The sequence below is a fragment of the Pedobacter sp. D749 genome, assembly GCF_019317285.1.
In the GTDB taxonomy this organism is placed as follows: Bacteria; Bacteroidota; Bacteroidia; order Sphingobacteriales; family Sphingobacteriaceae; genus Pedobacter.
Window position 1 is genome coordinate 41,413 of record NZ_CP079218.1, and the last position, 23,035, is coordinate 64,447.

At 40.1% G+C, this 23,035-nt stretch carries 31 protein-coding genes; 25 read left to right on the forward strand and 6 right to left on the reverse strand.

Annotated features, from left to right (window positions below):
• The first annotated feature begins 601 nt into the window (after positions 1-601).
• The 3 genes from KYH19_RS00200 to KYH19_RS00210 all read left to right on the forward strand — a co-directional run bounded on the left by KYH19_RS00200 (position 602) and on the right by KYH19_RS00210 (position 7,544).
• Positions 602-4,978: a CusA/CzcA family heavy metal efflux RND transporter gene (locus KYH19_RS00200; RefSeq protein ID WP_219077093.1), complete on the forward strand. Its 4,377-nt coding sequence runs from the start codon at positions 602-604 to the stop codon at positions 4,976-4,978.
• 11 nt (positions 4,979-4,989) lie between these two features.
• Positions 4,990-6,162 (forward strand): efflux RND transporter periplasmic adaptor subunit, encoded by a 1,173-nt coding sequence (locus KYH19_RS00205; protein ID WP_219077094.1) that lies wholly within the window; start codon positions 4,990-4,992, stop codon positions 6,160-6,162.
• A 263-nt stretch (positions 6,163-6,425) separates the two neighbouring features.
• Entirely contained in the window at positions 6,426-7,544 is a 1,119-nt protein-coding gene (locus tag KYH19_RS00210; protein ID WP_219077095.1) for a Gfo/Idh/MocA family protein, read from the forward strand.
• A gap of 440 nt (positions 7,545-7,984) precedes the next feature.
• On the opposite strand, the gene KYH19_RS00215 is transcribed toward KYH19_RS00210, so the two are convergent.
• A complete protein-coding gene (locus tag KYH19_RS00215) occupies positions 7,985-8,938 on the reverse strand; it encodes a S24/S26 family peptidase (RefSeq protein ID WP_219077096.1) in 954 nt (317 codons plus the stop codon).
• Positions 8,939-9,026: 88 nt separating this feature from the next.
• On the opposite strand from KYH19_RS00215, the gene KYH19_RS00220 reads away from it, so the two are divergent.
• From KYH19_RS00220 to KYH19_RS00285, 14 genes are all read left to right on the forward strand, one after another.
• Entirely contained in the window at positions 9,027-9,260 is a 234-nt protein-coding gene (locus KYH19_RS00220) for a hypothetical protein (protein ID WP_219077097.1), read from the forward strand.
• Complete coding sequence (locus tag KYH19_RS00225; RefSeq protein ID WP_219077098.1) at positions 9,260-11,341, forward strand: hypothetical protein; 2,082 nt, start codon at positions 9,260-9,262, stop codon at positions 11,339-11,341. Before KYH19_RS00220 ends, KYH19_RS00225 begins: the two co-directional genes overlap by 1 nt.
• Positions 11,342-11,393: 52 nt before the next feature.
• Positions 11,394-12,245, forward strand: coding sequence for an AAA family ATPase (locus KYH19_RS00230; protein WP_219077099.1), 852 nt, complete (start codon positions 11,394-11,396; stop codon positions 12,243-12,245).
• Positions 12,245-12,430 (forward strand): hypothetical protein, encoded by a 186-nt coding sequence (locus tag KYH19_RS00235; RefSeq protein WP_219077100.1) that lies wholly within the window; start codon positions 12,245-12,247, stop codon positions 12,428-12,430. Before KYH19_RS00230 ends, KYH19_RS00235 begins: the two co-directional genes overlap by 1 nt.
• A complete protein-coding gene (locus KYH19_RS00240; protein WP_219077101.1) occupies positions 12,427-12,804 on the forward strand; it encodes a hypothetical protein in 378 nt (125 codons plus the stop codon). The genes KYH19_RS00235 and KYH19_RS00240 overlap by 4 nt, the downstream gene beginning before the upstream one ends.
• A complete protein-coding gene (locus KYH19_RS00245) occupies positions 12,801-13,091 on the forward strand; it encodes a hypothetical protein (RefSeq protein ID WP_219077102.1) in 291 nt (96 codons plus the stop codon). Before KYH19_RS00240 ends, KYH19_RS00245 begins: the two co-directional genes overlap by 4 nt.
• On the forward strand, positions 13,081-13,473 hold the full coding sequence (locus tag KYH19_RS00250; protein ID WP_219077103.1) for a hypothetical protein: 393 nt from the start codon (positions 13,081-13,083) through the stop codon (positions 13,471-13,473). Before KYH19_RS00245 ends, KYH19_RS00250 begins: the two co-directional genes overlap by 11 nt.
• Positions 13,474-13,510: 37 nt before the next feature.
• Positions 13,511-14,173 (forward strand): DUF3164 family protein, encoded by a 663-nt coding sequence (locus KYH19_RS00255; RefSeq protein WP_219077104.1) that lies wholly within the window; start codon positions 13,511-13,513, stop codon positions 14,171-14,173.
• Positions 14,174-14,303: 130 nt separating this feature from the next.
• The gene (locus tag KYH19_RS00260; protein ID WP_219077105.1) at positions 14,304-14,522 is read left to right on the forward strand and encodes a hypothetical protein; all 219 of its coding nucleotides are present in this window, start codon (positions 14,304-14,306) and stop codon (positions 14,520-14,522) included.
• 54 nt (positions 14,523-14,576) lie between these two features.
• Positions 14,577-15,404 carry a hypothetical protein gene (locus KYH19_RS00265; RefSeq protein WP_219077106.1) on the forward strand — a complete coding sequence of 276 codons (828 nt, stop codon included), beginning with the start codon at positions 14,577-14,579 and terminating at the stop codon, positions 15,402-15,404.
• Positions 15,398-15,826, forward strand: coding sequence for a hypothetical protein (locus KYH19_RS00270; RefSeq protein ID WP_219077107.1), 429 nt, complete (start codon positions 15,398-15,400; stop codon positions 15,824-15,826). Before KYH19_RS00265 ends, KYH19_RS00270 begins: the two co-directional genes overlap by 7 nt.
• A 93-nt stretch (positions 15,827-15,919) precedes the next feature.
• Positions 15,920-16,324, forward strand: coding sequence for a hypothetical protein (locus KYH19_RS00275; protein WP_219077108.1), 405 nt, complete (start codon positions 15,920-15,922; stop codon positions 16,322-16,324).
• Positions 16,325-16,358: 34 nt separating this feature from the next.
• Positions 16,359-16,841 carry a DUF4468 domain-containing protein gene (locus KYH19_RS00280; RefSeq protein WP_219077109.1) on the forward strand — a complete coding sequence of 161 codons (483 nt, stop codon included), beginning with the start codon at positions 16,359-16,361 and terminating at the stop codon, positions 16,839-16,841.
• A 92-nt stretch (positions 16,842-16,933) separates the two neighbouring features.
• Positions 16,934-17,242, forward strand: coding sequence for a hypothetical protein (locus KYH19_RS00285; RefSeq protein WP_219077110.1), 309 nt, complete (start codon positions 16,934-16,936; stop codon positions 17,240-17,242).
• Between the two features lie 43 nt (positions 17,243-17,285).
• Here KYH19_RS00285 and KYH19_RS00290 read toward each other — a convergent pair whose 3' ends face one another.
• The 5 genes from KYH19_RS00290 to KYH19_RS00310 all read right to left on the reverse strand — a co-directional run bounded on the left by KYH19_RS00290 (position 17,286) and on the right by KYH19_RS00310 (position 19,472).
• Entirely contained in the window at positions 17,286-17,714 is a 429-nt protein-coding gene (locus KYH19_RS00290; protein WP_219077111.1) for a hypothetical protein, read from the reverse strand.
• A 95-nt stretch (positions 17,715-17,809) separates the two neighbouring features.
• Positions 17,810-18,004, reverse strand: coding sequence for a hypothetical protein (locus KYH19_RS00295; RefSeq protein ID WP_219077112.1), 195 nt, complete (start codon positions 18,002-18,004; stop codon positions 17,810-17,812).
• Positions 18,005-18,407: 403 nt separating this feature from the next.
• Complete coding sequence (locus KYH19_RS00300) at positions 18,408-18,572, reverse strand: hypothetical protein (RefSeq protein ID WP_219077113.1); 165 nt, start codon at positions 18,570-18,572, stop codon at positions 18,408-18,410.
• A gap of 43 nt (positions 18,573-18,615) precedes the next feature.
• Complete coding sequence (locus tag KYH19_RS00305) at positions 18,616-18,996, reverse strand: DUF1320 domain-containing protein (protein WP_219077114.1); 381 nt, start codon at positions 18,994-18,996, stop codon at positions 18,616-18,618.
• 50 nt (positions 18,997-19,046) lie between these two features.
• Complete coding sequence (locus tag KYH19_RS00310; RefSeq protein WP_219077115.1) at positions 19,047-19,472, reverse strand: hypothetical protein; 426 nt, start codon at positions 19,470-19,472, stop codon at positions 19,047-19,049.
• A 165-nt stretch (positions 19,473-19,637) separates the two neighbouring features.
• On the opposite strand from KYH19_RS00310, the gene KYH19_RS00315 reads away from it, so the two are divergent.
• The 8 genes from KYH19_RS00315 (at position 19,638) to KYH19_RS00350 (ending at position 23,034) form a co-directional block, all read left to right on the forward strand.
• A complete protein-coding gene (locus KYH19_RS00315) occupies positions 19,638-19,838 on the forward strand; it encodes a hypothetical protein (protein WP_219077116.1) in 201 nt (66 codons plus the stop codon).
• Complete coding sequence (locus KYH19_RS00320; protein WP_219077117.1) at positions 19,822-20,334, forward strand: phage holin family protein; 513 nt, start codon at positions 19,822-19,824, stop codon at positions 20,332-20,334. The genes KYH19_RS00315 and KYH19_RS00320 overlap by 17 nt, the downstream gene beginning before the upstream one ends.
• Positions 20,331-20,849 (forward strand): CHAP domain-containing protein, encoded by a 519-nt coding sequence (locus KYH19_RS00325; RefSeq protein WP_219077118.1) that lies wholly within the window; start codon positions 20,331-20,333, stop codon positions 20,847-20,849. Before KYH19_RS00320 ends, KYH19_RS00325 begins: the two co-directional genes overlap by 4 nt.
• A 97-nt stretch (positions 20,850-20,946) precedes the next feature.
• On the forward strand, positions 20,947-21,348 hold the full coding sequence (locus KYH19_RS00330) for a hypothetical protein (RefSeq protein WP_219077119.1): 402 nt from the start codon (positions 20,947-20,949) through the stop codon (positions 21,346-21,348).
• Entirely contained in the window at positions 21,345-21,776 is a 432-nt protein-coding gene (locus KYH19_RS00335) for a hypothetical protein (RefSeq protein ID WP_219077120.1), read from the forward strand. Before KYH19_RS00330 ends, KYH19_RS00335 begins: the two co-directional genes overlap by 4 nt.
• A 66-nt stretch (positions 21,777-21,842) precedes the next feature.
• Positions 21,843-22,361: a hypothetical protein gene (locus KYH19_RS00340; RefSeq protein WP_219077121.1), complete on the forward strand. Its 519-nt coding sequence runs from the start codon at positions 21,843-21,845 to the stop codon at positions 22,359-22,361.
• Positions 22,361-22,834 (forward strand): hypothetical protein, encoded by a 474-nt coding sequence (locus KYH19_RS00345; RefSeq protein WP_219077122.1) that lies wholly within the window; start codon positions 22,361-22,363, stop codon positions 22,832-22,834. The genes KYH19_RS00340 and KYH19_RS00345 overlap by 1 nt, the downstream gene beginning before the upstream one ends.
• Before the next feature lie 38 nt (positions 22,835-22,872).
• Positions 22,873-23,034 carry a hypothetical protein gene (locus tag KYH19_RS00350; protein ID WP_219077123.1) on the forward strand — a complete coding sequence of 54 codons (162 nt, stop codon included), beginning with the start codon at positions 22,873-22,875 and terminating at the stop codon, positions 23,032-23,034.
• Position 23,035 lies beyond the last annotated feature (1 nt).

A 23,035-nucleotide genomic window follows, 5' to 3' on the forward strand; every position in this document is an offset into this window, starting at 1 on the left:
GGATCGGTGGAGCTAGAGCATGATCGTTAATTTAGTTCCACAAGATATCAATTTTCATCGGGAATGGTTATCAATTAATAAATAGACAGATGGTTTTTTAACCACTAAAACAGAACAGAAATTAAATGAAAACGGGCTTTATGAATTAAAAACATAAATCATTACATTTGCCTTTGGTGAAAAACTTTGTATTCCTTTTTTCTCTTTATCTGATCCTTCTGGGCCTAATGCCCTGCCAGGACAAGGAAGATATGGTTTCCAAGTCTCACACCGAAAGCTTTGTGCACAGCGATCAATCAAAAGCTGAACATATGCATGGCGAATCCTGTCCACCGTTCTGTAGCTGTGCCTGCTGTTCTGTCGGTCAGCACTTTCCATCCGAAAAGTTAACAAATCTTATTGTTCCGGTATTTCGGAAACCATACCCGGTTTTCCAGTGCTCGGCATTGAAAAAACAACCACTAGATATCTGGCAACCGCCTAAACTCGTTTAATCAAATTTTCTACTCATGGCGATGCCCATGAAAACGTGCTATTTACACGCATATTTTGCACCATGATTGCAATGATGCCTGCTATTTATTGATTTTGATTATACACAATGCTGAACAGAATAATACAATTCTCCATCAGGCAGAAACTGCTTGTGGGAATTATGATGCTGGCGCTGATTGCCTGGGGTATATACTCCCTTAGACAGCTGCCCATAGATGCCCTTCCAGATATTACCAATAACCAGGTACAGATTATTACTTCCTCGCCAAGCAACGGTGCAGAAGATATTGAGCGCTTTGTAACCTATCCGGTAGAGCAAACCATGGCCACTATTCCTGGAATAGAAGAAATCCGTTCTTTTAGCAGGTTCGGCCTTTCAGTTGTGACAGTGGTTTTTAAGGAAAATGTAGAGATTTATTGGGCCAGGCAACAGGTGAGCGAAAGACTTACTGAAGTGGAAAGAGCCATTCCAAAGGGGATTGGTACACCTGAGATTGCGCCATTAACTACCGGACTGGGAGAGATTTACCAGTACGTAATCCATCCCAAAAAAGGATATGAAAAAAAATACGATGCTACCGAGCTTCGCACCATTCAAGACTGGATTGTTCGTCGCCAACTCCTGGGCGTAGAGGGCGTAGCTGATGTGAGCAGCTTTGGAGGGTACCTCAAACAGTATGAAATTGCCCTCAATCCCGACAAGCTCAGAAGCATGGATATATCCATCAGCGATATCTTTAAGGCGCTTGAAAAAAACAATCAGAACACTGGCGGATCTTACATTGATAAGAAACCCAATGCCTATTTTATCAGAAGCGAGGGATTGATCAACAGTATGGAAGACATTGAGAACATTGTTGTACGGACCAACGAAAATAGCATTCCCGTGCTGATCAGAAATGTAGCTGAAGTAAGGATCGGTGCGGCCACCAGGTACGGTGCCATGACCAGAAACGATGAGGGTGAGGTAGTAGGGGCGGTAGTGATGATGCTAAAGGGCGCCAACTCTTCCAAGGTTATCGCAAACGTAAAAACCCGGATGGACCAGATTGCAAAGAATCTGCCTGAAGGCGTGGTTATAGAGCCATTTCTCGACCGCACAAAACTGGTCGACAGCGCTATTGGCACGGTGACCAAAAACCTGGCAGAAGGCGCATTGATTGTGATTTTTGTATTGGTACTGCTTTTGGGGAATTTCCGCGCCGGACTGATTGTGGCTTCTGTTATTCCGCTTGCCATGCTTTTTGCCATATGCCTGATGAATCTTTTTGGCGTCAGCGGAAACCTGATGAGCCTTGGCGCTATAGATTTTGGACTAATTGTAGATGGAGCGGTAATCATCGTAGAGGCATCGCTTCATCATCTGGGTATCCGAAAAAACAAAAACAGGTTAAGCCAACAGGAGATGGATGCAGAGATTTTTGAATCTGCTTCCAAAATCCGTAACAGCGCAGCTTTCGGCGAGATCATTATCCTCATCGTTTACCTGCCAATTCTGGCACTGGTTGGTATAGAAGGCAAGATGTTCAGGCCAATGGCCCAAACAGTGGCTTTTGCCATCCTCGGCGCTTTTATCTTGTCGTTAACTTATGTGCCGATGATGAGTGCGCTTTTCCTGAACAAAACCATCAGCACCAAAAGAAATACCTCAGACAGGATTATGTCCTTCTTTCAAAGGGTATATACCCCAATGCTCAATTTTGCACTTAGGGCAAGGGTGGCCGTTGTAGGCATTGCAATAGGATTATTTGCCGTGTGTCTTATTATTTTCAATTACCTGGGTGCAGAATTTATTCCCACACTGGAGGAGGGTGACTTTGCTGTAGAAACACGGGTGCTTACTGGGAGTAGTCTTTCGCAAACCATTGAGGCAGCTACACGGGCATCAAAGGTATTAAAAGCAAATTTTCCAGAGGTTAAGGAGGTGATCGGAAAGATCGGCTCTAGTGAAATTCCTACCGACCCAATGCCGGTAGAAGCCTGTGACCTGATCATTATCTTAAAGGATAAAGGTGACTGGACAAATGCTTCGACGAGAGACGAGCTTGCAGGAAAGATGCAGGCCAAGCTTGAACAGTATATTCCTGGGGTTACTTTCGGGTTTCAACAACCCATACAAATGCGTTTTAATGAACTCATGACTGGCGCCAGGCAGGATGTTGTAATCAAGGTTTATGGAGAGGATTTTTCAAAATTAATTGCCTATGCAGTTAAGATCGGTGCTATAGCCAGAAAAATCGAGGGTGCACAGGATGTTTATGTGGAACAGGCTTCAGGACTTCCACAGGTCATCATCAAATTTCATAGAGAAAAGATAGCGCAATTCGGCCTGAACATCGAGGATGTGAATACGGCTATCCGCTCAGGCTTTGCCGGAGAGGCTGCGGGACTTGTATTTGAGGGAGAAAAGAGGTTCGATATGGTGGTCCGCCTGGAAAAAGAAAACAGGCAGTCGCTGGAAGATGTAAAGAATCTGTTTGTAACAGCGCCGAACGGTAATCAGATTCCCTTGGAGCAACTGGCTGATATTCAGTACAAGGAAGGACCAAATCAGATCCAGCGTGATGATGCAAAGCGGCGAATTACGGTCGGTTTTAATGTGAGGGGAAGAGATGTGGAAAGTGTTGTAAAGGAAATTGAGCAGAAGATTGATACAGAGGTTAAGTTTTTGCCAGGTTATTATCCAACTTTTGGCGGCACTTTTGAGAACCTGCAGGCAGCCACTAAAAGATTGGGTATTGCCGTGCCATTGGCACTATTGCTCATTTTATTGTTGCTTTATCTTACGTTTTCATCGGTTAAACATGCGCTTTTAATTTTTACCGCAATTCCATTATCGGCGATTGGTGGCATATTGGCCCTATGGGTACGGGGCATGCCATTTAGCATCTCAGCGGGTATCGGCTTTATTGCACTTTTTGGTGTGGCGGTATTAAATGGTATCGTACTAATCAGTGAATTTAACAGGTTAAAAAAAGAAGGAATGAAAGATATTCTCGAAATTATCAGAACAGGAACTTCGGTTAGGCTTCGTCCGGTTATTATGACGGCCCTTGTAGCCTCTCTGGGATTTCTTCCAATGGCTATCTCAGGCGGAAGCGGGGCTGAAGTGCAGCGCCCATTGGCAACGGTTGTTATCGGCGGACTAATCTCAGCAACATTGTTAACGCTTTTGGTGCTTCCAGTGCTTTATATCTGGGTAGAAAAAATGGGCAGAAAAAAAGTAAAAATAGCTCCGGTATCGGGAATAATTGTAGTGTTTATTACGCTGTTTGGATTTCAACCTGCTAAGGCCCAAACTGTGTTAACCCTTAAGCAGGCCGTATCTTCAGCACTGGAAAACAACAGGGCAATTAGCGGGGCTGACCTTGGTGTAGGGTTGCAACAGGCACTCAGGAAAAGCGCTTTCGAAATGCCTAAAACTGAAGTTTCTATGCTTTATGGACAGTATAACAGTCTGGTTAAAAACGACAACAACTTTACCGTTTCGCAAAACATTCCCTTCCCGACACTTTTCGCCGCAAATGCGGCATTAGGTGATGAACGCATCAAAGCAGGCCAGCTTCAGGTCGCTTCAAGTAAAAACGAGCTTATTTATCAGGTTAAAACAGTTTACACCAATCTTCAGTACCTATATTCGAAAGAGAAACTGTTGCTGGAGCAAGACAGTATCTATAAGGGTTTTGTAAAATCGGCTTCGCTAAAGTACAAAACAGGCGAGGGCAACCTGCTTGAAAAGGTAGCCGCCGAGACACAGCTCAAGGATGTACAAAACCTGCTCGATCAGGATAGGTCTGACATTGAAATTTATAAAGCGCAGCTGGCTACACTTCTTGGCAAGGGCGGGTTATCGTTAATCGCCGACAAGTTTTTAAAAGAAACACCCGAGATTTCGATAGGCGATACGGCGCTTCTAAATGAAAATCCAGCCATTGCCTACTTCAGGCAGCAGATCGTGATTGCCGAAAAACAGCGAAAGGTAGAACTTGCCAAAGCATTACCCGATTTTACCTTGGGATATTTTAACCAGTCGCTAACTGGTTTTCAGAACGTTAATGGAAATGACGTTTTCTTTGGCCGTGACAAACGTTTCCAGGGCTTTCAGGTGGGCCTTTCTGTTCCGATATTTTACAGATCCTATTCTGCAAAGGCAAAGGCTGCATCAATTAATCGTGATATTGCTTCGAATGATCTGGAACTCCAGCAGCGAAAACTAACAGGCCAGTACCAGCAGGCCCTGGGCGAATACCTGAAAAACAGGAAACGTTACGATTATTTTATCACTTCGGCTACAGCCAATGCGGCGTTGATCTTAAAAAATAGCCGGATTGCTTATCAGAACGGAGAAATAGGCTATTCGGAATACCTGTTAAACCTTAAACAGGCAAACGGTATTTACGAAGGTTGCCTGATAGCCCTGCTCCAGTTAAGCCAGAGCATCAACCAGATAGAATTTTTAACCGGTAATAACCAATCATTTTAAGCATAAATCTCATGAGATCCATATATAAATATCTTATCCTGCTATCCTTCCCGTTTTATCTGGCTGGCTGCGGCCGTCCAGGTGAGGAAAAGGAACCTGAAAAAGAAACCATTCACGAAAAAAGCGATACCATAACCCTTACCCCAGAGCAGCACAAGCTATCGGAAATTACCCTGGGAGATATCGAACTGAGGGAATTAAGTGGAACAACAAAAGTAAACGGGATGCTCGACCTCCCCCCACAGAGCCTGGTATCTATTTCTACACCGCTGGAAGGGATTGTAAAAAGTACCAATATGTTGCAGGGAAAACGCGTAGCCAAAGGAGAACTCGTAGCGGTAATGCAGAATCCGGAATTCATTCAGATGCAACAAGACTACCTGGATTATAAAAGCCAGCTGCAGTTCTTAAAGCAAGAACTCGATCGCCAGGAAGAATTGGCAAAGGAAAATGTAAATTCTAAAAAAGCATTGCAGAAAGCAAGGAGCGAATACCAGAGTGTAAGTGCAAGATTGCTGGGGCAACGTTCAAAACTTTCCATTATGAATATCAGTTTTCCGGCACTGGAAAAAGGAAAGATCCAGACAACTTTTAACCTCTATACACCAATGGCGGGTTATGTTACACAGGTTAACACCAACATTGGCGCCTTTGCCAGTACAACCGATGTATTGTTCAAGATCGCCGATACCGAGCACCTGCATGCAGAGCTTACCATATTTGAAAAAGATGTACCCAAGCTTAAGCTTGGGCAGAAAGTCCGCTTTGTGCTGGCCAATGAGGAAAAAGAACGTATGGCTACGGTTTATCTCATCGGCAGGGAAATCAGTAAAGAGCGTACCGTACAAATTCACTGTCACCTGGACAAAGAGGATACACAGTTGCTTCCGGGCATGTACCTCAAGGCTTATGTAGAAAGTGGCATGAACAAGGTAGAAGCATTACCCGATGCGGCAATTGTTGAATTTGAAGGCAAAAAAATCGTGTTTATCAATCAGCCTGCTGATAAAGGCAATAATACTTACCGGTATAGGATGATGGAAGTAAAAACAGGTGTTGCCGAGAATGGTTACACCCAGGTTTCTTTTGCCGGGCAAATTAATAATGCGAAGGTGGTGATCAAAGGCGCTTATGATCTTTTGAGTAAGGTAAAGAATACCGAAGAGGAGGGAGAAGGACATTAAATGTTTAAGCCAGGTTCATCCTTGGTAAGAATAGCTTAATCTATTGGCTATTTAGGGGTATTTGCGGTGATGGCCGTTAATTCTATTTGCATTAATGGTCAATTTTTTAGTTCAAACCAGGCCGCAAATCATATCTTGAAAACTAAATGTAACTGGCAGGTGTTAGGTATCATAAAGTAAATCAGTTAATTAAGCGGTAAAATGGGTAATCGCAATGTTGCTTACTGTTTTTGCTGAATAGGGACATATAGCTACAGGATAATATGAATACCAGAAGAGATTTTCTACAAAAAATGGGTGCATCAGCATTGATGCTGCAATTGGGGTCGATATCAGCATTTGCTAACGCTCCAGATCTTATCGAACAGCCTTACGAGGGTAGGGTGCTTAGGTTAGCTATTATGGGTTTAGGTGGATATGGCACCCGTGTAGCAGAAGCGATGAAGGCTTGTACCAGGGCGAAGCTGGTAGGTGTAATTAGTGGCACGCCTTCTAAAATTAAAGATTGGCAAACGAAGTATAATCTCCCTGAGAAGAATTGTTACAACTATGACAACTTTGATGAGGTTAAAAATAATCCGGACATAGATGCGATTTATGTGATTACGCCAAATGCATTGCACCATAGTCAGGTTATTCGGGTTGCAAAAGCAGGAAAACATGCCATATGCGAGAAACCGATGGCATTGAATGCTAAAGAGGGACAGGAGATGATTGATGCATGCAAAAAAGCAAATGTAAAATTACTGGTTGGCTATAGGTTACATTTTGAGCCCCATACACTGGAGGTGATCAGAATGAGAAATGCTGGCGACTTCGGCAAGATCAGGTTTTTCCAGGGACAATGTGGTTTTAAAGCAGGCGACCCTACACAGTGGCGATTAAACAAAGCGCTTGCAGGAGGTGGATCAATGATGGATATTGGAATTTATGCCATTAACGGAGCCAGGTATATGGTGGGTGAAGAGCCAATTTGGGTGACGGCTCAGGAAACCAAGACCGACCCTGTAAAATTTAAAGAAGGGGTAGATGAAACCATACAATTTCAATTGGGTTTCCCGGGCGGTGCAGTAGCTTCCTGCTTGTCTAGTTATAACATCAACCACCTCGATCGATTTTTTATGAGCGGCGATAAGGGATTTGCAGAAATGCAACCGTCTACCGGTTATGGGCCGATCAAGGGTAGGACACATAAGGGTGAACTCATGCAACCCATAACTACGCATCAAACGGTACAGCTGGATGAAATGGCCACTATTATTTTTGAAGATAAAAAGCCGGTAGTTCCTGTAAACGGCGAGGAAGGTTTGAAAGATCTTAAAATTATTGACGCCATCTACCTGGCTGTAAAAACAGGAGGAAAGGTCAAACTTACTGTTTAGCTAAGGGAAATTTAAGGTAGATTTATTGGACTAATGGGGGCGCTTGCCCAAATTCATAAAGAAATAAGCTTCAAGGTTCATATATTGAAGGTCTGGCGTGAGTAAACTTTCGTCCCAGGTAGACTCTCTGGGCGGTCTTTTGTTTTTATATGTTTTTCATAGATTTAATAGGATTGTTTTGAACTTCTCTTATAGTGGTAAGAAAGTTAAACTGGTTGTATCATTTAATGGAAATAAGTGGGTTTAAATCAAATGTTCCATTATCAATACATAAAAAAGTGCAAAATTTGTGCGATTCTAAAGCCTAAACGCATATTTAGGTAAAAAGCAAAATAAAACGAGTTGTACCAATTAGTTGTATTTACTTATATTTATCTTGTAATCTTTAAATAGCCTTTAAAAGATTATTAAAGTTATCTTGTATACGCTTTAAAAAAGTACTATTTAGAAAGGTTTTGCAGTTGTTCTGCCATTAACGTTACCTTAGCTTCCAAATCGTTAAACCTCCCGTAGAGTTCTCCAGGCTCTGGGAAATCGAATAAAACACCCGCCCGCAAGTACCACAATTCCAAAACATCTGATTGATCTAAAATTATGTTCGGGTAATCTCTTTTGTTTTGGTTGTCTGATATTAAAATTAGCTTTCCAGTATCGTGAACTCGGTTTAGTACCCTTTTAATTACAATCCCTTCAGACTTTGTAACTACAATATAGATACGCCTATCGCGTATATCTTCAATGCTTTCAGTCCATCTGCCAACTGCAATAGATGAATTTGGAAGCGTTGGCATACTATGGCCTTTTACTTCGAATGCGCGATGTGTGCCACCCCTTATGCCTGGCATTTTAATAGTCGGTAGGTTTCCAATATATTCAGGATCGCCGTAACCATTTAGGTAACCAGCCGCTGCTTTTGCGGCTACAAGCGTTACTAAATCTTCATTATTTTCACTGATTGCAATAACCTTTGGCGTTCCTAAATTAAGAGTTGGGGGGGCATTATTATGAGTTGGGGTGTCAGTTGGAGTGTCAAATTTACCAAAAGTTGGGGTGTCACTATTGGCATTTTTTAATGCTGAAACTCCTGACTTTTGCATATCATCATTAGGGGTATTTGCATTTATTTTATCTAATTCATTTGGGGTTACCAGCATTTCGCCGATGCCATTAAGCAGCCATCTAGGATTTACATCAACAAACATATTGGTAATAGCTACTAAAATGTCAGTAGTAGGTATTGGATATTTCTTAGTTCTAGTATCAATATTAAATAATCTATTCAATGTTTGTTGAGATACGTTCTCTAATTGCTCTGCAAAAACCCTTACTACCCCATTGGAATAATGATTTATTAATCTTTTAACTCGTTGATTTATAGGAGGAAGAGAATCCATTGAAATTTATTTACTTAAATGTTTGTTATTTATTACTTAAATGTTTGTATAATTGTGTCGCAAAGAAACACTTTTGCAAACGCAAGATATGAAAAATCAAAACGAAATGTACCAAAACAAGAAAAAGCCTGAAATCAATATTCCGGCCTCAGTTACGGCTGATATTGTTGGCTGTAGCGAAAGCTTAGTAAAGCAAGTACGTACTGGAGACCGGAACGCAACTAAAGGCGCTGGCGCAAAGGTAGCGGTTGTTGATGATTTATTAACTATAGGCACAACCGCATTAATTCAACACATTAAAAAGGTTGTAAAATTAGGGTAATGCAGTATTTAAACACAAATATCCTTTGTTTAAGCTACTACGAATATATTGTTTATTTCGGCTTAGATGCCTATAAGAATGATAAAAGACGTAATCTGATGACCGTTCATGGCATTGGAGGCAATGGCCGTAAAGTGTTTATTGAATTTGAAAGCTTACAGCCTAAGCGTAAAGAAGTCATAGTAAAAAAGATTGGTAGCCCCTACGAATACATGGCAAAACAGCCAATACTTGACTTAATTGATTGGGATTACATGGCTCAATCTTTCTACTCTGATTTTGTACTTCCCAACGGTGACAAATTGCCGAATACCAATATTAACGCGAAGGGTAAAGAGCAAATTAACTATGTTGAGCGCTATACTAAAGCCGCCAGCTGGTTAAATATGATTGACCGTTTAACCTCTGATAAAAGGGCTTTAAAACAACTTTTAAATCTATCGGTAATGGACTTTTGGGATACCGTTAGCGAATTGATTTTAAATGAGGGTGTTAAACTTCCAAGTGCGCCAAAAAGACTTAAAGAAAAAGTTAAAGAATATAAAGCTATTGCAGATACGGAAGACCGTTATGCATCATTAGTGGACTTAAGCAAGTTTGGCAATAGTCATTCAACTAAAATTAAAGATGAAGAAAGCGAAGCGTTACTGTTGAAAATGCTTAGTGATCCACGTAAGCAAGATAATACTGTTATTGCTTCTGCCTATAATCTTTGGGCTAAGAAAGCAGAGAAACCAACTATAAGTGTTGGGGCTGTTGGCTATTTCGCCCGTAATAATGAACATATTATTGCGCCTTTAAGGGATGGTTTAAAGAAAGCTGCTAATGTTTATACCAAGGATATACAGCGTAAACGTGCTACTGCACCACTGTTATTTATCAATGCCGATGATAACTGTTTAGATTTATTCTTTGAGGTTGAAAAGCTAAAGGCTGACGGTAAAGTGCAAAAAAGCAAGCATTACCGCCCTATGTTATACGTAATTATTGATACTTACAATGATTATATCTTAGGCTATGCCGTTGGTGATACTGTTACACACGAACTTGTTTATTCAGCATTCAGAAATGCTATTAACCATATCGCTGAACTTACTGGTGGTTATTATCTTCCACACCAATTACAAACTGATAGATGGGGATTAGATGTAAAATATAAAAACGAATTAGGCCAGTTTTACAAAAAAGTCGCCCGTTTTACGCCTCAATCTCATGGTGTACCGCAAGGTAAATACATCGAAAGATCATTTGGTGTGGAATGGCACCAGGTGTTAAAAGTAATGCCAACTAATAACTATGCAGGCCAAAATATTACTGCAAAAGAACGGTTAAGCGCTGAATACATTGTAGAAGCAAGCAAAAACTATCCAAGCATTGACAGAATGCCGGAAGTTGTGGCCAGTTTCATCAATGTAATGCGCATGAAAGCTAACCCAAAAACAGGGGTTAGCCGCCAATCAGAATGGCTAAATGCCTTCCATGCATCGGAAAAAAGCCAGCAAAAAGCCATTGATGTTAGCTTAAAACTTCAATTATTCGGTAAAAAATACGAACATGATGCTACAATTACCAAAAGCGGCTTAAAGCCAGTTATAGGCGGTGAAAAGATCACTTTAAACATTCCTCCTGAAGTAATCTGGCAAAACAACGGTAAAAAGGTAGACATCATTTATGACCCTCAAAATCTTAATGAGATGATGGTAACTGATGGTAAAGGTTTAAGCTTTATCGCTCCAAAATACGACTTCGTACCATCCAATTTCGCGGATTATAAAGAAGGTGACCACGCCAGAATACAGGGGTTGTTTGATGAAAAGAGAAGCATTAACCGCCTAATGGCTGAAACCATTCAAAGCCGCTTAAAATCCTTGCCAAATATCAATGTAGAAGGCTTAATGCAAGGCGGGGTATTGCTTAAGGACTTAAAAAACGAAGCGGAACGCGAATACTTAGAAAACCTTTACCAGCCGAAAGAAATCGAAGCGCCAACAGTGGTACTGCCTGAAGCTAAGAAGAAAATTAAAGCATCGAAGAAAGTTTTAGCTATTGCTGAAGCGGAAGATATAAGAAATTTTTATTAATAAAAAAGCCGCCACGGTGGGCGTGGCAGCTAAACTTTTAACAATGTGTATTATGAATACGGTAACAAAAGAACAAATTAAAAATGAATTAGCCAATTACGTGGCTAAAATCGGTAGCCAGAATGCAGCCAGCAAAAGGCTTACCAATGTTTCAAACGCTACGATCAGCAATATTCTGGCGGAAAAATGGGATAATATTGGCGAATCAATGTGGATATCTATCCAAAAGCAAATAACAGTTTCCTTAGATGGGTGGCAGGTTGTTTCCAATGTTCGCAGGGTAAAGCAGTTGCACCAGCTTTATTCTGATGCCAAAGACTTTAGTGAAGTATTTTGTGTGGTAGCGCCTGCTGGAAGCGGTAAATCTCAACCTGCTACGCTATTTACTGAATACCCAAACGTTTACCGAGTGGTATGTAAAGAGCATTTTAGCCGTAAAACTTTCTTAGTTGAATTGCTTACCGCGATGGGTAAAGACGGTAGCGGATACACTATCCATGAATTAATGAATGAGGTTTTAAACTCTATTCTAAAAGCAGAAAAACCGCTAATCATCCTGGATGAAGTTGATAAGCTTAACGATCAGGTATTATACTTCTTTATCAGCATTTACAATACTACTGAAGATAAATGTGGTATCGTTCTCCAGGCTACAGATTTCTTCAAAAAAAGAATCACCAGAGGTGTTAGCGCTAACCGCAAAGGGTACAAGGAAATTTATAGCCGTTTCGGTAGAAACTTCGTTGAGTTGCCGAATAATACTGATAGAGATTTAGCCGAAATAATTAAGGCTAACGGCGTGAAAGAAGAAGGCGAAATAATCAGGATCACTAACCAAAGCGAGGGCGATATACGCCGTATAAAACGCCTTGTTAAAGCTTATTTAAGAAAGGAGGCTGCATAATGAATACGTTAGAATGTACCGAATATGGCTGTAGAACAAACCACATGCATGGTGAAAGGTGGAATAGTAAAGTTGGATTTGTCATCAACAAAGAAGAACACTTATGTACGCCATGTGCAACCAAAAGAATAGGATTTAAAATATTAAGTGCCATAAACGCAGAACGCAAAACAATTAAATCATGAACGCACAAAAATTTATAACTGAAGCTAACAAACAGAGAGTTTGCCAGCTCTTGGGCTGGTCACTAGGTGACTATACACAATACCAGGAAAATAAAGGGCTTGAATATTTAAGCGAAGTGGTTTGTTGCGATTTGTGGAGTGTAAACAACCTGGCTAAAGCCCCGTTTTTCTGGAGGTGGTGGGTTAACCATTGGAACGCACGGGATGTCGAATTTATAGCCGACGCGAGTAACTGGCCTTTAGATTGGTTACGCCGCAAATACAACGATTTGAATGCGGTGGATGGCTTTACGTTCTGGCCTCATAAAATCATCATGGAGCAAAGCTATGCATACATGATTGGCGATCTAAATAAAGAATCAGTACGGGTATGAAAGGCGGGGATATCATTGCTATTGTAGAGAAACAAACGGGTTTTACATTGGCGCAAATGAAGGCTACCCGTAAGGACGAAGTACTTAAGCCTCGCTATCTTTTAACCCTTTTATTGCATGAAGAAGGCTGGAGTGCGGACAGGATAGCGGAACTATTTACCCGCAATAGAACGGGTACAGGGAAAGCTTTGAAAAATGCAGATAAGCTGCTGGGAAACGATAAATATTTTAAAAAGAACTATTTGGCTTGTGTGGCCAAAATAACTGAATTAGAAGATGCGATTTAAAGCAAATAAAGACCAATTGGAAGCCGTGGTAAAAATGCTGGGCATGATGCTGGATAGCTTTCCGGCTGAAACGATTGAAGAGGAAGTTTTTGAAGAAATTGTAAATAAGATTTTTATCAGGCTACAGGCTAAATCGCTGCAAATATACTGCAATAAAAATAGCTGGGCTTTTTCCCTTAATGCAATTGAAGCGAAATGCATCCATATTTTTTGCAAAAATACTTATCTAGATGAAGTAAACTATCACTACGAAGCGCACCAGTTAAGAAAGATATTTAACGAAATAGATAAAATTTATGGCAGGATTAAAGCAAAAAATAGCCCAAACAGAGGCATCGTTACGGAATCACCCGTATACAGACTGGATCGCCCGTCACGATAAGATAACAGAATTAAAAGAACAGTTAAAACAGAAGAATATGAACACAGCAACATTAAGTAAACCAGCAAACGAATTATCCGCAGCAGAATTAAAAGCCCTATTGGCTGACAGAGAAAGCGAAGAACAAAACCAACGTATTCAAAAACGTAAAGATTACGAAGTGCTTAGGGATAGTACTGTAAATGAATTGGTAGGTGGTGCGATGCATTTTAATGGGGTTTTAAAGGGTTTTAAAACCAATGCTTACAATGACCTTGAAGCAATGTATAAGCTGCTTCAGGAGCATAGTTCACGCCATGAGAAAGGCAAAGGTACTTTTACCATTGAAAATAGTGAAAGCACAATGAAGGTTCAATTTAAAAGGCACGATGCAACGATGTTCGATGAACGTGCTACGCAAGCGGAAAAATACATTCTGGAGTTTTTAACAGATGAATTTGGCGATGACAGCGAATCTGATCCGCGCAACAAATTAATTAAAAAGTTGCTGGAGCGTAAAAAGGGTAAAGTAGATAAAGACAATGTATTGCTTTTGGCTGGAATGAAAGATGACTTTCCTAATGCAAATTGGCATAAGGGAATTGATCTTTATTTAGAAAGCATTGTGCCGGCACATACTAAATATTACGCTCAATTCTACTACCGTAATAGCGTTGATGATGCCTGGTTATCTATCGTTTTGGACTTTGCTAAACTTTAAGGACATGGCAAAATTATTTCGAGTCAAATTAAGATTGTGGTTGGCTGCAAGAAAGAAGTAATTACCCCTTGTGATTATAAATGCGCTAAGACAGTGTGCATCTATCTATAAAAGATAAGCTGATAATGAAATGAAAAGGAATGAGTTAACTATAGCGGGCGCTTTAGCAATTGGCGATACTTTCTATAAAGCCAGTGATAAAACTAAAAAGGTTTTTGAACGGATAGAAGGCGAAATGAAACAAAGTGCTTTTGCAATGTACAACGTCACCGCTCACAAACATGGGAGTAAGTTCCCTGAAGCAATGAAAAGTAATACAGCCGTGGTGTTTTTGCGCCATATCGGCTAATTATCCGATAATTTAATATATCGGGTAATTAGCCGATAAATTTCGATTTAAAATATGAAACCATTAGGAATAAAACAATTTCATCAGAAAACATTTAGCCTTTTAGATTTAAAAGGCAGCAAGTTTGCAGGGGTTTTGGGTAATGTTACCCGCCACTTTACATGCGTTATTTACGGGTATAGCGGCAACGGAAAAACAGAGTTCTGTGTACAGCTGGCTAAAGAACTTGCTAAACATGGGCGGGTGGCCTGGTTAAGTTATGAACAACGCCACGGCTTCGATTTGCAGACCGCTACACGCCGTAACAATATGGAAGAACAAAGCGGCAACTTTATCCCTATTGATCCGCTGGCGAACATTGAAAAGGGCGTAAGCTTATTAGAGGATTTATACAACTACCTATCAAAGAAAGCAAGCCCTGAATATATCTTTATTGATAGCCTGGATTATACAGGCTTCACATTTGATGATTACAAGCTTTTGAAGGAACGCTTTGATGGTAAAAAGACTTTCATATTCATTGCACACGCAGATAAGTCTGGCAATCTTAAAAAGTCTGTTAGCCGTGATGTTTTGTTTGATGGTGGCATGGGTATCCGCGTAAAAGATTTCATTGCTGAAGCTGAAAAGAATAGATACGGGGGATTTGAGCCGTATATCGTTTACGAACAAAAGGCTAGGGAACGGAATCCTGCATTCTTTACTATGAGGCTAAAAGGCCAAACAGCCCTGCCATTAGCGGAGGGCGCTGAAGCTGTACCCACTCCTAAAGATAGGGGTAATTCGCCAATACCCCCTATTGAAAGTATAGGGATAAAAGCCAAACAGCCCGTTAAAGTTGATGGGCTAAAAGTATCAAAAAACCCTTTAGTGGTATGTTAAAGTACATTTTAACCAGTCCTAAGTTTACAGGAAGTGTAACTTTTGGCTATGATAGTGGCGGTTTCCTTGTTTATTTTCTAAATGAAACGGAAATGACACCCATTCAAAAAGAATGGTTACTTAGAAAATTGCCTTTAGGCGATGGAAGTCTAAAGGAAATTAGCAAGCTTATTGAAGGTGATTTAAAAGAAGTGCCAGCAGATTTAAGTTTTGAAACCTTCTGGGATAAGTACGATAAGAAGATAAACCGAAAGCGTACAGAGCCAATGTGGAAGAAAATGCCTGATGCTGAAAGGATGGCGGCGATAATGAATATAAAGCCTTACGATAGTTATCTACAGCGCACGGGGATTGGTAAAGCACATCCCGAAAACTATCTAAAGAAAGAATATTTTAACGTTGAATGGCATAGAGAAAAGTAAAATACATATTATAACAAATCAGAAGGCCAAAATCAGCAGGACTGATAGCTAAGATGTTTAAAGCAAAAGAGGTAACTCATTACAAAATGGACGATGGAAAAGATAACGACACCCCAATTAATCAAGATTAAAATATTAATGAATCAACAGGGTTTAATTGAGTTTAGCCCTGAATTAGCCAAATCATTTAGCGATGGCCGTACTACAAGTGTTAGAGAGATGTACGGCCATGAAGCGTGGCTGCTGATTAAGCATTTAAGTGATGAAGGCAAAGAGCCAACGGCAAAAGAAAGGATGCAGCGTAAGATATTGAGCATGGCACACGAACAAGGCTGGAAGTTGCCTGGTAGTAAAATAAATATGGCTAAGGTGAATGCCTGGTGCATGAAGTATGGTGTACCAGTGCATAAGCCGTTTAATGACTACAATGAAATTGAACTACCTGCATTGGTTACTCAATTTGAAAAAATGTATGCAAAGCATTTGAGCGCAATTTAATATCTTCACGGAATGAAAAAGCTTACTTTGTTTTTTGATTTCAATTCCTTTTATAAGTTTCTCGCAAACTTTTAAGTCAGATGATAGTGTTAAAAGTGCTTACACAGATCAGCCAGCACATACTTTAGATACAGTTGTTGTTTCGAGTTTGACAAAACAGCAGTCATATAGTAATACGCTCAATTACCTAACTACGTCTTTTGAAGATTCCAGTTCGGTGATCGAAATGAAAGATGCTGATTTAGGCGAAGTCTCTTTTAATGGCGTAATTGAATCTGACATTACTAATTTGTATTTCAAATGTAGGGTGTATAATAAGGATAACAAGTTTAAGGTAGTTCTTTCAGCTTTAGGGTATGATAAGTCTATTCCGGGTTTAAGTCTTTCAAAAAGTCAGTTGAGAGTTGCTAATAAGAATTTCGATCCTGAACAGAATAAAGCAGCCAGGCAAATGGCAGTATCATTAATAAAAGATATAGCCTACCGGATCAACAAAAAGCCCGAAAATGATTTTTAATTTAAGCCCCAAATTGGTGCTTTTTTTATGTTCAAAATCCATTTTGCAAAACGAATAACTAGATGTTATTTTTGTGCAACTAAGCACAATTAATGATACGCGGCTCACAAACACTGACCTCAATTTTTCCGCCTGCACCCGAAGCCAAAAACAAGGGTAAAAGAAACGTATATGCATTAGATCGGGATACATGTATGAGTTACCGTTTTTACTATTATTACCATCTGGAGCGTAAAAGATTTGATGATGCGATCTTAGATATGGAAAGGGAATTTTTTATAAGTGGCCGTACGATTGCTGATAGATTGACCGAAAATAATGAACTGCTAAAAGATATAGCCCTAAACGCACCGAGCCGTAAGCAATTAAAGCAACGCTACCCACACTTTAACTGGAATTAGATAAAAACAAAAGCCCCGAACATTCGGGGCTTTTTAATTTTAATTAATCAATCTGTTTGGTAAACCCTGTTTTAAACACAAACACCATTACATCTAAATCAGCACGTTGTTCTTCAATGCTGCTAATGCATTCCCAACGGTTCATTTCGCTATCTCCAAAGCCTTGAAATAACGCCTCTACTTCTTCAATGGTGTCATAGTATTGCAGCGCTAAATTAAGGTGCTGTGTATCGCTTAAACTGCTGCTATCAGCAAAGCGTTCTTGTGCTATACGAATGGTAATATTGCATTCGCATAGCTGTAAAGTTTCTGTAAGGTTTTTGCGCTTTGGTAGTGATATAGAAATCAATGCGCATGGAAACTGGACGGCGGGGCTTTCGCCGGTGTCTATTTGCGCCCTATCTTTATCTACAAATTTTATTGATGGCATTTCCTTGAAACGCTCCAATGTTTTTAAATATATCTTTTTCATTTAACTTGTTTTTAAGTGATTTTATCCCTTGTTTCTATTAATGCTAACATCCTTTTCCAAAAGGTAGGGCTAATGCTTATTTCTTCCTTGTTGTTTTATGGGGTTTTGGCTTTCTTTCCTTTTGAAGGTGTAGGGGTATCGGCTTTTTCTTCTTCCTCTTTATCTTCAAAAAGCGCGTTTGCGCTATCCCAAATGGCTTTTTTTAACTGTTTGTAATTTTTTTGGCGTGGCATCCCGTATTTCTCATAAAAGAAATCATCATCAAACGGAATTTTCAATTCTTTTGCCATTTTGAAATGCAAATCAAATTCATCCTTTAAGCTTAATCCGGTTCTGCTTTTTAAGATGAACGTACCGCCTTTGGTGTCAAAGTCCGCGGCCTTTAAAACAGTTATAAAGCGGCTGTTTAAATTTCTTCTTACAAAATTTAATCTGTTTCATGTTTTCTGTGATCAGAGTTCTGGTGTATTTGCGCTTGTGCATAGCCACTGCTTTTGCTGCTGCCTAATAAAGCCTTACTGATGTAACCATCCATTTTGCTGGTAAAAAACTATCCTGTAGCTGGCCGCTTGCATTACCCGTATTTTGATGGATTTGTAATTTTGTTCCATCATAGCGAATGATCACACCGGCCCCGCCCATTTCCTGAAATGTCTTAGCCAGTTTTAGGCGCTGGTTTTCATCAAAACCATCCTAGGTGGCATGAATGATACCAAGGCCGAAAATTTCAATAAATTCAGTCCAATCACTGGTAGTGCCGCGTTTTAGAATAGCGTAGATGCCTTCACGAATGTTTATGCCATCAGTACTCATCGCCAGACTTAATGTTTCTTTTGTTCTTATTTTTTTGTTGCTCATTTGGTTAAGTGTTTAAAGTAATTACCTCTTTTGGTTCTGCTGGTTACACTGAATACAACTCCAGTAAATCTTCGTCGGCTAACGGCCATGCTTTCGGAACGGTTCTACCGCTTTGTATTTTGCCTAATTCAGCTAGAGCAGCTTTATAGCGTTTTTCGGCTATCTCCATATCAACGTTGACATTACAGATATTGATAAAATGCCATTTGGACATATCTTTAATGTACGCGCGAAGGTTGGCATACTTAATTTTATCCTCACTAACGAAAATTATATCTGTGTTGAAGCGGCTTAGGTAGCCTGAAGCTTCAGCCATTGCGGTGGCAATGGCATCGTTTAATATTTCATCATCGTTGTCGCTGATCGCATCTATACTACCTTCGTACATGTGCGTTAAAAAATCTTGTTTGGTTATAAAATCCATGTTGTTAAATTCTTCTGCTGCCTTTACGGCTTGCGTTAATGGTTTGAATATTACTGGTAAGGGTAAGAAATTGATCGTGTTGGAATTAAAGCCTTTTCAAACCAGTCATGTTTTTGTGTGATGGTGTCAGGGTTTCGGCAATCTTCATCCGTGTCAAAATCATCAACAATAATCCCGTCAGGTCTTACCTCGTCATTACGGCTACCTCTGGGGCTTTGCCCCGCGCCGATGACTCTAAAGGCTACACCTTTAAGGATGATAAATTCGCCTTCACTCCAGCTGCCATAACTTTTCTGTATTTTGTAATCAGCAATTAAACGGGTATTGTTTTCTAAAATTGATTTGATCGTGTTGCCGCTAGTTCCAACGCGTTCAGCCAGGGCTTTTGGGTTGATAATGTTTTCATGCAGGTACAGGACTTTGGCATGCTCCTTAAGCCGTTCCGGTTCCTCTTTTGTAAGTCGTTTTTTTGCCATAACACTTCAAAAATGCATGCTATATATAGACTAAAAAAACTGGGTTGCGCTATCACGGCACCTATTGCCGGAATAACGTAAACATGCTGCTGTGATACTGCAAACCGATTTTTTTGGCTGTTTTTGAAGGAGTATGTTTGTGCCAACAAAAGGAAAAAGCGGCAAATGAAAAGAGCAAGCAAGCGTATTATTCTTACCAGTGAAAATGTTAACCGCTACGGCTTTCGTGTATTAACTGATGGGATTGATTTAACGCAATACGGTAAAAATCCATTAATGCTTTGGATGCACATCCCAGCATTTTCCAATGACGCGGAAACTACAATTTTAGCTTTAAGTAAAAAATCCAATGAAGTTTTTAAATAAGATGCTTGCTACTTTCGATTATCATAGCTGGGCAGAATTTGGACAAAGTTTATTGCCATCGTCAAAATACGGGTGGACGGTGATAAGTGCTGGTTTTAGCCTGTCAATATTCCCATTCGTAGATAGGGTTTTCGGGTTAGATGCTTATGCGTTCGCTGTCTTAATCTTAGTTTTTATTGCTGAGTTGACTAGCGGCCTTATTGCTGCCAGTATTTGTAAGGAAGCAATAAGCAGCATGAAGCTAAGTCGATTTTCATTTAAGGTATTTTATTACCTGGTGCTAATCTCATTGCCTTACGTGATGGCTGAAAGCTTCAAATTGCATGGAAAAGCGGCGGCTGCTTTTATGTTCGATTGGCTGCATTTATTCTTACTCGCCCAAATCATTCTTGAAAACGTAGTAAGTATCCTTGAAAACCTAGCCGTGATCAGCGGTAAGGATAAAACGCACTGGATCGCAAAAATTCAACAAAAATTCAACAATCTAATATCATGAACAGAGCAGAAAAAATAATCACAGTAGCTAAAAGCTACGTTGGCATAAAAGAAAAAACAGGCAACAAAGGTTTTTGGAATGCGGCGTTTGAAAAGTTAATGATTGTGGTTGGCTGGTATGTTGGTGCTGCATGGTGTGCATTCTTCACTAAAAACGCTTACCTGCAAGCATATTCCGATAACAAAGCTTTCGTTGCTGTGATTAAAAATTGCTTCACTGGCGGCGCTGTTGACACCTTTAACCGCGTGAAAGCCAATGGAACGTTTGCAACAGGAACAACGCCCAAAAACGGCGCTATCGTTGTATTTAGGATGGGTGATACTTCGCGTGGTCATCATGGCATTATAGTTAATTCAGCTTATGCCACCAATACCATGCAAACGGTAGAAGGTAATACCAATTCTGCTGGCAGTCGTGAAGGCGATACGGTGGCGATTAAATTAAGGACAATTACCCGCGACTTTAAGGCCGATGGTTTAAATGTTGTTGGATATATCTATCCATTTGAAGTGTAAGACTATGAAAAATATACAGGTTAAATGCTGGAAATTATTAGTCTTTCTTGTTCTCGGATTATTGATGCTATCCAGTTGCAGGGTTCGGGAAAAAAGCTTGAATACCCAAATATTAAATAATGTTGTTATAGACAGCCTAAGCCAGCACTACACAAAAGCAAAGCTTGTTACCAGCTTTTACGATGATGTGCTTCAAGGCACTTACAACCCTGATAGTTTGGATAGCGATAGCGCTGTTTTCGAGAGTGCCGGAATAAAACTGACTTTCAAAAAAAGAGGCAAAGGTTTTGATTTTGCGGCCAAAGCAAAGCCCGTGGCACGATCAGAATTGACGGCGATAGATAGCAATATAACAGTGGCTAAAAAGAACGCAGGATTGAGCTTTAACCAACAAAACAAAGAAACAGTTGAATCTTCCCAATGGACAAAGGGGCTAACCTTAATATCTATAGTGGCAATCATTTTACTGGTTTATTGGGCTTACAAAAAGTTTATATGAAAACAGAAAATTTAGAGAGGGTCAAAGAGTTCTTCGAAAAAAACACCGAAACAAAAGCGGTTTATTTAACCAGTGATGGTAATATGTTTAAGGCAGAACACTACGCTTCAAACTGGGCGATTGGCTTATCTGATAAGGCTGTAACGCCAGTAACAAGGGCTTCAATCCTGAGATCAGAGACCATTACAAAAGCCTTAGCAAACAAAGTAGCTGCCGGTTTAAATGGTGATACTGAAGGTCAAAACCCGATTGCTCCTGTAGCGACAAAGTCTGAATTATCAGAAGCGGATGAAAAAGCCGAATTGGTTAAGCGTTATATCGAATTGTACGATAAAAAGCCAAATCACCTTACTGGTATAGAAAAGTTAAAATTAAAAATCGCAGAGAAAGAAGCTGAATCAAAATTAGCTAAAGGCTCTGGCAAATAATCCAATCAATTAATCAAAATCCTTTAATGTCATTTAAAGGCTTTTAAAAAACAAAAAAAAAACAATATGGCAACTACTTATTCACATGGTTTAAAAGTTAACGGCGTACTTATCGGCGCTATTGCTAATGATGGCGGTGCAGGCACCGTACTAACAAGTCCGGGCAAAGTTAGAGAGGACACAATCAACGTAAATCCTGCATCCAATACCGATACAGAATTTTTTGCACAAGGCGATACCAGTCCTGTAATTATCGTTACAAAAAAAGGTGTCAAAGAAGGTCAGTTTGATTTATTGACTTTCGACCCTGAAGTTATTGCAGATTTAACAGGTGGCACTACTACCGGTACTGGTGTAAATATGCTTTATCACGAATCCACCGAGCCAACAGATGTACGCAAAACTTTGAAGTTCATTGATTCGCAAGGTAACGAATGGCTTTACCCACACGTAAAACTTAACGCTGATTTAGTAGGGATGTTCCGTACTGGTGATGTGAACGTTGTTCGTGTTCAGTTTAAAGTTTTAGCACCAACTAAAGCAGGTGTAGCGTCTTTTACTTACGGTAAACCAGCGGTAGCGTAATGAATGATATAGCTATCGAACTCGAAGCAGCCGATACGCTATTAGACAGCGGCGTTCCATTTCCAATACGAGCGCCGCTGTTTTTGCGAATATTCGGTAAGAAAACAGTTATCCTGATGCTTCAAAATCCTTTTTTAGATACAGCCGTCAGGGCTGGCCGGATATATCTGAAAGTTCAGCAAATGGGCGTTGAGGTTGACACCGTAACTGAAGCGATTAAGCTGCGTGAAAAATCAGCGGTGCTGGTTTCCAGAATAGTTGCATTAATCGTATTAAGAAGCCCGTTAATGGGCTGGCTATTTGGCCGCTTATTGGCTCGTTACTTAAGGAGAAACGCAAAAGAGAAAACACTTTACAATATATCCAGGGTGATCGTAAGCAGCGGCATTTCGGATTTTTTGAATACTATCAGATTGACCAGCCATCTGCGGATGACGAAGCCGAATTTGAGTCCGATGGAAAAGAGGAGTTAAAGGCCACTGGCCTAAATAGCCTTTCAGGTATAATTTTCATGATAGCGGAAAAAACCGGATGGACTGAAAAATATATCATGCAAAAAGTAACGTGGGAAAGCTTACGCCGAATGCTGGCCGATGCTCCAGCCATGAAAAAAGTAAAACCAAAACCAAAAGTATTGGAAGGCGATGAACTCGCTAAAATCTTAGGAATGTAAC